Here is a 9,700-nt window from a genome sequence, read left to right on the forward strand (position 1 = left end):
TAATGATGAAGAATATTTGAAAATAAATGATACATTAGAAGACATATTAAAAAAGTATGAAATATTAGCAAATCAAAAGAAAATAACTGTCAATAATTATATATTAGACGAGAATGTTTATATAGGAAAAACAGCTTTAAAGATTATTCTATCTAATTTGATTAGTAATGCGGTAAAATATACTGATGTAAATGGGGTAATTAATATTGGGATAGTTAATGATTGGTTATATATAGAGAATTCATACGGTAACAATAAAATTTCGAATATGGATAAAATATTTGATGTTAAATTTGATTTAAATAAGGAAAATAGTAATGGATTAGGTTTATATATTGTAAGTAATATTCTGAATAATTACAATATAGAATATAAAGTATTGCAAGATGAAGAATTTTTTATCTTTAAAATAAAAATATTTTCTTAATTAAGATATAATTTTGCAATAGTTATTGAAAAATAGAGACTTATTATTAGCCATGGAAGTAAAGACTTTTTTCTTATTGAAAGTGAACAGAAAATAATTGATACAAGAAATCAGGATTTGAACACGCTAATAAAAATATTGTTAGTAAAACTATACGAGGTAGTCTTTTCGGATGCAGAGATTGTTTAAATATTTGATAGAATAGAAACTTAAAAAGTTTAATAAAACTCAATTATATAAGTAGTAGATGAATATGATGGTTATTTAGATTATGGTAGCGTCAAGAATTATGTGTAAATGGAAAATCCATTCTGTTAATTACAGTTAAATCATCGACTCTAATGTATCCTGAATTTCTTTAAATCCCTTGTGAATTCTACCTAAAAATTTTTGGTTATATTGATTAAATTGAGAAATGAAGAATCTCTCTAGAGATTCTTCATTAGGGAATTGTTCTTTTCTTCGAGTATATCGTTTTAGCTGCTTATTAAAGCCTTCAATCAGGTTCGTCGAATAAATTGTTCGTCTGATGGCGTGAGGGAAATTATAAAAGGTTAATAGGGCAGGATTCAAGAGTAAATTGACGACTCTTGGATACTGCTTTTTCCATTTCCTAATCATAAAGTCGATGTGATCCAATGCCTCTTCTTTTGAATTCGCTTGGTAAACCAATTTGAAATCCTCACAAATTTCTTTTCGATCTAGAACACGAACTTTATGAGCGATATTTCTAGATACATGCACACAACATTGTTGAAATTGGGCATTCGGATACACACTATGGATACTTTCTTCAATACCGCTTAATCCGTCTGTCACTACTAATAAAACTTCTTCTAACCCACGTTTTCTAAGATCTTGAAGAACTTCTTTCCAAATATAAGCAGACTCAGTTGGGGCAATAGTAAACCCAAGAACTTCTTTGGTTCCATCCAAACGAATACCAATCGTAATATACACTGCTTCCTTCGAAACAGTCTGTCGCTTCACAGGGATATGCGTCGCATCCATAAATATAACGGAATAATTGGCTTCTAACGTTCTTTCTTTAAAAGCTAAAACATCTTCAGCCACCAATTTACTCATGTTGGAGATTGTTTGTGGCGTATAGTGGTGACCATACATTTTTTCAATTAATTTGGAGATTTCAGCCATAGTAATGCCTTTTTGAAATAATTGGATAATGGTCGTTTCTAATGAATCATTGGTTCGCTTATATGCTGGTAGTGTTTGTTGAGAAAATTCGCCATTACGATCTCTAGGAATAGTTAAATTCAACTCGCCATATTCTGTTTTAAATGTACGTGAATAATTCCCGTTACGGGAATTTCCTGAATTGAATCCATTTCAATCATATTTTTCGTAATCTAAAAAAGCAGTTAGCTCTGCTTGTAGAAGTGAATTAATCGCTCGCTCTAAATGATCCTGAAATAATTCATCTAAATCCCCTTTATTGAGTAGTGTTTGCATAATTTCTATAGTAAATTTAGTCATGAGAAAGTCCTCCTATAAAATTTCTGTGTGGTAACTTTAATTTTACAGAATGGACTTTTTTTTCTACCCTAAATTTCTATTTACACAAAATATTTTACGCTATCTTTTATTTTAAAATATGGGATATTATGATAAATTAACTATGGATGATATTTGAAAAAACCATACTGTATATTTGATTTAATTTTTATTTTTAAGCTCATATCGTAAGAATGGGACTTGTAGTCTCACTTCTTTATGGAGGTGATAAGTTTGAAAATAAATCTATTTGAAGATACCTGAAGAACGGTACACTAAATAAGCCTACCGTTTTCAAAATTTTTGAAATGGAAGACAACGAGTCTATTTAGGAAGAATCAACGTAACTTTGGTTTAAGCACTATCTATAATGGTATATCCGCGTTTTCTTAAAAGGTCCAGAGCTTGGGATTGCGTCAGAACTTTCTCTTCTTTCGCAGGTTTTGGCTCCAGATATCCTTTAGCAGAATAGGGTTCCACCTTTGATAAGACATTCCAGATAGCGGTCAGGAGCATCTTACAAATAGCAATGATAGCTTTCTTGTGTCCACGATTCGCTTTGATTCTACGATAGCGATTTTTAAATTCTGGATGTTCTTTGGATCTGAGAAGAGCATTGGCAATCTGTACAAGTAGCGGTTTCAACGACTGCCCTGCACGAGAGATACGTGTTGATTTTGTTCGTCGGGCACTGCGATCGTTTCTTGGACAGCATCCAGCCCAAGAAATAAAGTGTTTCGAAGTTGGAAACACGGACATATCCGGTCCTATTTCTGAAAGAATCGCAATCGCTGTTATTGGCTGAGTGTCTAAGCCCGGTATGGTACGAAGTAGTTCCAAAACAGGGGAGAAGGGTTCTGCAAGAGCTTGAATCTCTAGATTGATCTCTTCTCGATGCTTCTCAATCTCGTTAATATGGTTGAGGCATTGGCGAAGCTTAATCGCTTGAGGTACAGAAATCGCCCCCTCAACTGCCGCTTGGATTTCTTCAACGGGAGTTTTACAACGGGCATGGATAAATGGTCGAACATCAAATGATTCACCGGGATGTTCTAACAAGTATTGGATGATAGAAGTGGATGATTTTCCGAACACATCACTAAAAACATCATCTAGTTTCAGATTAGAAACGGTTAAGCAGTTTAAAGCACGATTCTTTTCACTTGTTTTCATGTTGGTCAGTTTCGTCCGATAACGCATTAGATCACGAAGCTGGCGGATTTCAAGACCAGGAATAAAACTGGGTTTGATCATGTCGCACATAAAGAGATCACAAATCCATTTTGCATCTTTGCGATCTGTTTTATTTCCTTTCTGGGGTTTGGTGTACTTCGGATGAGCCAGTGTGACAAAACAAGTTTTTTCAAGAATATTAAAAACAGGGATCCAAAATTTACCGGAAGATTCCAAACACACATCCTTACAGTTGTATTTAGCAAGCCATTCAGCTAATTCATTGAGACCTTTTGTAAAGGAAGAGAAGCGAGCTTGCTTATACACTGTACGACCATTCGCATCTGTGATTCCGATACACGCATAGATCCACGTTTTGTGGACATCCAAGCCACAACAATTTTTACGAAAGATTTTGAACATAGCAACCTCCTGTAAAAAAATAGTACAGGTTTGGTAGGGACTGGTCATCCGGCGAAATCGAGTCAACTTCGGAAGAGATAAGTTTACGGGCTACGGGTTTGCGCCATTCATTGATGCCTTAACGGATGACCGACACCATATAATTATGCGGGGTTGCCGCTATACAGCCCCGCCACTCACCTCCTCGGGTTCTGTAGTGTACCAGGGACCTGCAAGGAAAGGGTAACACGGAATAAAAAAAGAAAGAAGGCGCTCTAAGGTTTTCATCACCTCATTGGTGCCTTTCGTAGGAAGGCGGATTTATAATTATGAACGTTGGTTTTATTGGAGCCGGCAAGGTAGGTTGTTCATTCGGGAAGTATTTCCAGGAACATAAAATACAAGTAACAGGATTTTATAGTAAAAGCGAAGACTCGTCATTAGCAGCTTCGAATTTTACATCTAGTAAACAATATTTAAACTTAAGAGAATTAGTAGATGAAAATGATACTATTTTCATTACGACTCCTGATGGTCAAATTCAAGAGGTATGGCAAGAAATTAAAAATTATCAAATCAAAAACAAATTAATCTGCCATTGCAGTGGTGCAATATCTTCAGATATCTTTTCAAATATACAGGACTATGGTGCTTATGGCTATTCTGTCCATCCTATGTTTTCAATATCAGATAAATATAATTCATACAAAAAATTAAAAAAATCTTTTATAACAATTGAAGGCGATGAAAAATATGCAAAGTTTTTATGTGATTTCTTCAAAAAGTTAGGTAATAGTACTGTAATTGTATCTAAGGAGAATAAATCTCTTTATCATGCCGCATCAGTAGTATCTAGTAACCTTGTGCTAGGACTTATTAATACAAGCGTTACATATCTAATTCAATGTGGATTTACTGAAAAAATGGCAATTGAAGCTTTATATCCATTAATTGAATTTAATATTAGAAATATAAAAGAAAAAGGAATTATAGAAAGTTTGACAGGACCAGTTGAACGTTGTGATATTTCAACAATTAAAGGTCACTGTGAAGTTTTTTCAGATGAAGACAGAGCTTTATATATGCTATTATCAAAAAATGTATTAGAGATAGCTATGTTAAAAAATATTAATAGAGATTATAGTGAATTAGATAAGTATTTAGGAGAGAGTTAGGAGAGAGATAGATGAAAAATACAGCAGTTACATTTAAAGAATCTAAATTAAGAAATGAAAAATTAACAATGCTTACAGCTTATGACTATTCAACAGCAAAAATAATTGATGAAGCTGGGATAAATGGAATATTAGTAGGAGATTCTCTTGGTATGGTATGTCTAGGACATGAAGATACACTTTCAGTAACAATGGAAGACATGATTCATCATACTAGAGCAGTTACAAGAGGAGCTAAGAACACTTTAGTTGTTGCAGATATGCCATTTATGTCTTATCAAACTTCAGTATATGATTCAGTAGTTAATGCAGGAAGATTAATAAAAGAAGGACGAGCTCAGGTTGTTAAATTAGAAGGAGGGATAGAAGTATGCGATAAAATAGAGGCTATAGTAAAGGCTTCTATACCTGTTATGGCGCATATAGGTTTAACACCTCAATCTGTTAATGCATTTGGAGGATTTAAGGTACAAGGAAAGGACAAGGAAGCTGCTAAAGAATTAATAAGAGCTGCTAAAGCTGTAGAAAAAGCAGGAGCATTCGCTGTAGTGTTAGAATGTGTTCCAACTAAGCTTGCAGAGTTAATTTCTAAAGAGATATCAATACCTACAATTGGTATTGGAGCAGGTGCAGGGTGTGATGGACAAATTCTTGTATATCAAGATATGTTGGGGATGTATAGTGATTTTACCCCTAAATTTGTGAAGAAATATGCTAATTTATCAGAAGAGATGAATAAAGCATTTACAAAATATATAGAGGAAGTAAAAGATGGAGTTTTTCCAGGTCCAGAACATGGGTTTAAAATAAGTGATGATGTTTTAGAAAAATTATATTAAAAGGGTCAAGAAATATGGTTATATTTAAAACAGTAAATGATGTTAGAAGTCAAGTAAAAGAGTGGAAAAAACAAGGCTTAAAGGTAGGATTAGTTCCTACTATGGGATATTTACATGAAGGTCATGAAAGTTTAATTAGAAAAGCATCAAAAGAAAATGATAAAGTTGTTGTAAGTATCTTTGTAAATCCAACTCAGTTTGGGAAAAATGAAGATTTAGGTAGTTATCCAAGAGACTTAGAAAGAGATATAGAAGTATGCACAAGAGGTAGAGCAACAGCAATATTTAATCCTGAAGTTGAAGAGATGTATTGTGACAATGCAAGTACTTTTGTTAATATAACTGGATTAACAGAAGGTTTATGTGGAGCTAGTAGGCCAATACATTTTAGAGGGGTTTGCACTGTTGTAAGTAAATTATTTAACATAATACCAGCAGATAGAGCTTATTTTGGAGAAAAGGATGCACAACAGTTAGCTGTAATTAAAAGAATGGTTAGGGACCTTAATATTGATATAGACGTTGTAGGGTGTCCAATTATAAGGGAAGAGGATGGACTAGCTAAAAGTTCTAGAAACACATACTTAAGTTTAGAGGAAAGATCTTCAGCTACTATTTTAAATAAATCTTTAACTTTAGCTAAGGAAGCCTTAAATAATGGAGAGAGAGATAGCTTAAAAATAATTGAGATAATAAGTAAAAATATAAATACTTATAATTTGGCAAAGATTGATTATGTAGAAGTTGTTGATTCTTTATCATTACAAAGAGTAAATTATATTGAAAAATCAGTTTTAGTTGCAATAGCAGTATTTATAGGAAAAACAAGATTAATAGATAATTTTACATTTGAATTACAATAGGGGGCTATAATAATGAAAGTTACAATGTTAAAAGGAAAAATACATAGAGCTAAAGTTGAACAAGCTGAGTTAGATTATGTAGGAAGTATTACTGTTGATATGGATTTATTAGAAGCAGCAGGAATATATGAATATGAAAAAGTACAAATAGTTGATGTTAATAATGGAAATAGATTTGAAACTTATACAATAGCTGGAGAGAGAGGAACAGGGATGATTTGCTTGAATGGAGCTGCAGCTAGATGTGTATCAACTGGAGATAAAATAATTTTAATGGCATATTGTGAATTAAATGAAAATGAGGTTAAGGATCATAGACCTAAGGTTGTTTTTGTCGATGATAATAATAAAGTTGAAAGAGTAACATCATATGAAAAACATGGAAGGTTATCAGATATAATTCTTTAGGTTTTGTAATGTTATTTATATATAGCTAGACTATTATTGAAATATTTATTGATTACTAATTGGATAGATGTCAATAAAGTAGACACAAAAAGAGAAGATACTTAAAGATTTTCAAAGTAAAGAGCCTCCATTTCATTTGGTGTAAGCATATCTCATGTTCCATGAGGACGTTTGGTGTTATAGAAGCCTTCAATGTAGGCAAAACAAGCCAACCGTAGAGAGTGTAATATAAACCGTGTAAGTAACCATTAATCCTAGGCAGGTGGTTGCTTCGCGGTTTTTCTTTTTCTACAATAAGATCAAGAGGTGAGTACACGATGGCTAGAAAGAAAAGAAATCCTGATGCCGAAAAGTTAGCTGAATCCATTCTGAATGCCTATCAACCTGAATCTGTCGATGACATGCAAGATGCTTTGAAAGATGTGTTTGGTCCCCTTTTTGAAAAGATGCTTCAAGGAGAATTGAATAATCATTTAGGTTATGATGCCCATTCTAAAGAGCCTAAGGAACACGATAACCGTCGAAATGGCTATGGAAATAAAACACTTAAAACCAGTTTTGGTGAAGTAGCTATTGATGTTCCTAGAGACCGGGAGGCTTCCTTCGAACCAGAGTTAATTCCTAAGCGAAAACGAGATGTTTCCGACATCGAAGGGAAGGTTCTTTCCATGTATGCACGAGGAATGAGTCAACGAGATATCGCCGCAACCGTCGAAGACATTTATGGCTTTGATATTTCCCATGAAATGATTTCAGACATCACTGACGCTGTTCTTCCTGAATTGGAAGAATGGCAAGCCCGTCCATTGGCCAAGTGCTATGCTTTTCTATTCGTTGATTGTATGTATGTTACTTTAAGAGAAAATTATGAAGCCAAAGAATATGCTGTATACACCATTCTTGGCTATGATCTCAAAGGAAATAAGGAGATTTTAGGATTATGGTTAAATCAAACAGAATCTAAAAATCGCTGGATGCAAGTGTTCGATGAATTGAAAGCACGTGGTGTCGAAGATGTTTTTTTCATTTCTATGGATGGGGTTTCTGGTCTTGAAGAAGGCGCAAAAGCGATCTTTCCATCGGTAATTGTTCAGCGCTGTATTGTTCATCTTGTTCGAAATGCATTGCGCTATATTCCAAGTAAGGATTATAAGGAAGTCTGCCGAGATATGAAAAAATTCTACGGTGCTTCGTCTCTAAACGCTGCACATGCTGCTTTTGACAGTTTTCAAAATCGGTGGTCTCATTATTCTGGTGCTGTAGATGTCTGGAAACGGAACTTTGCACATGTTGAACAACTATTTGATTATGGTACTGCCATTCGAAAAATTATGTACACTACCAATGCGGTTGAAAGTGTTCACTCCAGCTTCAGAAAAGTCACAAAAAAAGGAGCGTTCTCTAATGAGAATGCACTCCTAAAACTACTTTATTTACGCACGAAAGAATTACACGCGAAGTGGTCAGGTGGTCGAATTCAAAACTGGGCTATGGTGCTTAATCAGTTAATGATCAACGAGACCTTCTCCTCTAGAATTGAAAAGTATGCGATTTACCTTCCGTAACAACGGTAGGTTTATTCAACTACGTGTCCGATCAAAATTTATCTGATTTCAAAATAGCCAAGAGAATTATGGTTGTTAAAAACTCTTAACTATTTAACTTCCACAGTTTAGTTGACAAACCCCAACCGTACTTCTTCAATTGAATGGAATGAACGGCGATTTAATTCTTCTTTTTTCATATATTTAAAAAAAGCTTCGGTAACGGCGTTATCCCACGGATAACCTGGTTTTGAAAGTGAGTGGACAATCGGATGATCCTCTATAAATTTTCTAAATTCAAAAGAGGTATATTGAGACCCTTGATCTGTATGAAAAAGAACAGAACTCGTTAATGGAATGGCAACAGTTTTTTTGACAAATTTTATAAGGTGCAGAACTTCTTTCCGTATACTATTCCGATTGTCCTAGACAATGAGCCTCCTCGGATGTGACGATCTTCGGCAGGAGCTAACAGTTAAAGTTAGACTGCCTCGCTAGCGTTAGCACATCCGAGCTCATTATCAAGGATTCGCTGCGCCAATCTCTGGTTACGGTAACCAACCAGTGTCTCGTAGCCAAGTGTACCGTGCAACCGAAGGTGGTTCCACCAATTGACATAGTCAAATAACTCCAAATCCAATTGTTGTAAGGTTTCAAATGTGTATTGACAGACAAATTCTACTTTCAGCGACTTATAAGTTGATTCAGCTACGGCATTATCAAAAGGACAGCCTTTATGACTCAATGATCGATTGATGTCAAAAGTTGTTAATAATTCATCAATAGCTTGGTTATCAAACTCTTTTCCACGATCAGTATGAAAAATCTCAACCTCTGTCAGAGGTTGTTTGATACGGCTAAATGCTTTTTTTACTAGAACGGCATCTTTATGTTCTCCACAAGAATAGCCGAGAATTTCTCGATTGAACAGATCCAAAATGAAACAGACATAATTCCATTTTTTCCCGACTCGTACATAAGTCAAGTCTGTTACGATCGCTTCTAATGGGTTGTCTCTTAAGAATTTACGATTCAATACGTTTGTCGTTTTGGCTTCATTGCAAGTAGAATGATGTACTTTAAAATAAGCAACAGTATAGCTCGATTTTAATCCTCTATTTTTCATGATTCTACTAATTTTTCGTCGGCTGATCTGAATGCCTCGTTTTGATAAGGCTTTTTTTATTTTTCTTGAGCCGTAGGCCTTTCGGCTGCAGATAAATTCTTCAGCGACTACTTCTTCAAGTTCTGATTCGTCTTTCTGAATCGGCTACACTAGACTAGACAGAAAAAATAAGGTGTGTAGAATAATAAAAAACACACTGGAGGATTTTTCATGTCAAGACGTCAACGAAGA

The 9,700-nt window shown here is 34.5% G+C and carries 7 protein-coding genes and 3 pseudogenes; 6 read left to right on the forward strand and 4 right to left on the reverse strand.

Annotated elements, in window-relative coordinates; genetic code table 11:
- A partial coding sequence (locus OMU_RS15440; protein ID WP_016180801.1) for a sensor histidine kinase occupies positions 1-427 on the forward strand: 427 nt, incomplete at its 5' end.
- A gap of 324 nt (positions 428-751) precedes the next feature.
- Here the strand turns inward: OMU_RS15440 and OMU_RS15445 are convergent.
- Both OMU_RS15445 and OMU_RS15455 read right to left on the reverse strand, forming a co-directional pair.
- Positions 752-1,921 (reverse strand): annotated as a pseudogene (locus OMU_RS15445) (IS256 family transposase).
- A 372-nt stretch (positions 1,922-2,293) separates the two neighbouring features.
- Positions 2,294-3,535, reverse strand: a complete 1,242-nt coding sequence (locus OMU_RS15455) for an IS110 family RNA-guided transposase (RefSeq protein WP_016178709.1) — start codon at positions 3,533-3,535, stop codon at positions 2,294-2,296.
- Positions 3,536-3,843: 308 nt separating this feature from the next.
- Between OMU_RS15455 and OMU_RS15460 the strand changes: the two genes are divergently transcribed.
- From OMU_RS15460 to OMU_RS15480, 5 genes are all read left to right on the forward strand, one after another.
- A complete protein-coding gene (locus tag OMU_RS15460; RefSeq protein ID WP_016180803.1) occupies positions 3,844-4,689 on the forward strand; it encodes a Rossmann-like and DUF2520 domain-containing protein in 846 nt (281 codons plus the stop codon).
- 11 nt (positions 4,690-4,700) lie between these two features.
- Complete coding sequence (gene panB, locus OMU_RS15465) at positions 4,701-5,528, forward strand: 3-methyl-2-oxobutanoate hydroxymethyltransferase (RefSeq protein WP_002287874.1); 828 nt, start codon at positions 4,701-4,703, stop codon at positions 5,526-5,528.
- Between the two features lie 14 nt (positions 5,529-5,542).
- Positions 5,543-6,391 (forward strand): pantoate--beta-alanine ligase, encoded by an 849-nt coding sequence (panC, locus tag OMU_RS15470; RefSeq protein WP_002287875.1) that lies wholly within the window; start codon positions 5,543-5,545, stop codon positions 6,389-6,391.
- A gap of 12 nt (positions 6,392-6,403) precedes the next feature.
- On the forward strand, positions 6,404-6,799 hold the full coding sequence (panD, locus tag OMU_RS15475) for an aspartate 1-decarboxylase (protein WP_002297874.1): 396 nt from the start codon (positions 6,404-6,406) through the stop codon (positions 6,797-6,799).
- 317 nt (positions 6,800-7,116) lie between these two features.
- The gene (locus tag OMU_RS15480; RefSeq protein WP_016180804.1) at positions 7,117-8,364 is read left to right on the forward strand and encodes an IS256 family transposase; all 1,248 of its coding nucleotides are present in this window, start codon (positions 7,117-7,119) and stop codon (positions 8,362-8,364) included.
- A gap of 122 nt (positions 8,365-8,486) precedes the next feature.
- Here the strand turns inward: OMU_RS15480 and OMU_RS22985 are convergent.
- Together OMU_RS22985 and OMU_RS15485 are read right to left on the reverse strand one after the other, a co-directional pair.
- Positions 8,487-8,684: pseudogene (locus OMU_RS22985) on the reverse strand (integrase core domain-containing protein); the annotation flags it as partial.
- 140 nt (positions 8,685-8,824) lie between these two features.
- A pseudogene (locus OMU_RS15485) lies at positions 8,825-9,604 on the reverse strand (IS3-like element IS1485 family transposase); the annotation flags it as partial.
- Positions 9,605-9,700 lie beyond the last annotated feature (96 nt).

The organism is Enterococcus avium ATCC 14025 (genome assembly GCF_000406965.1).
GTDB classification, from domain to species: domain Bacteria; phylum Bacillota; class Bacilli; order Lactobacillales; family Enterococcaceae; genus Enterococcus_A; species Enterococcus_A avium.

Coding starts and splice junctions, on each gene's coding strand:
- OMU_RS15460 (WP_016180803.1), top strand. CDS start 3,844: ATGAACGTTGGTTTTATTGGAGCCGGCAAGGTAGGTTGTTCATTCGGG.
- panB (WP_002287874.1), top strand. CDS start 4,701: ATGAAAAATACAGCAGTTACATTTAAAGAATCTAAATTAAGAAATGAA.
- OMU_RS15455 (WP_016178709.1), bottom strand. CDS start 3,535: ATGTTCAAAATCTTTCGTAAAAATTGTTGTGGCTTGGATGTCCACAAA.
- panD (WP_002297874.1), top strand. CDS start 6,404: ATGAAAGTTACAATGTTAAAAGGAAAAATACATAGAGCTAAAGTTGAA.
- OMU_RS15480 (WP_016180804.1), top strand. CDS start 7,117: ATGGCTAGAAAGAAAAGAAATCCTGATGCCGAAAAGTTAGCTGAATCC.
- panC (WP_002287875.1), top strand. CDS start 5,543: ATGGTTATATTTAAAACAGTAAATGATGTTAGAAGTCAAGTAAAAGAG.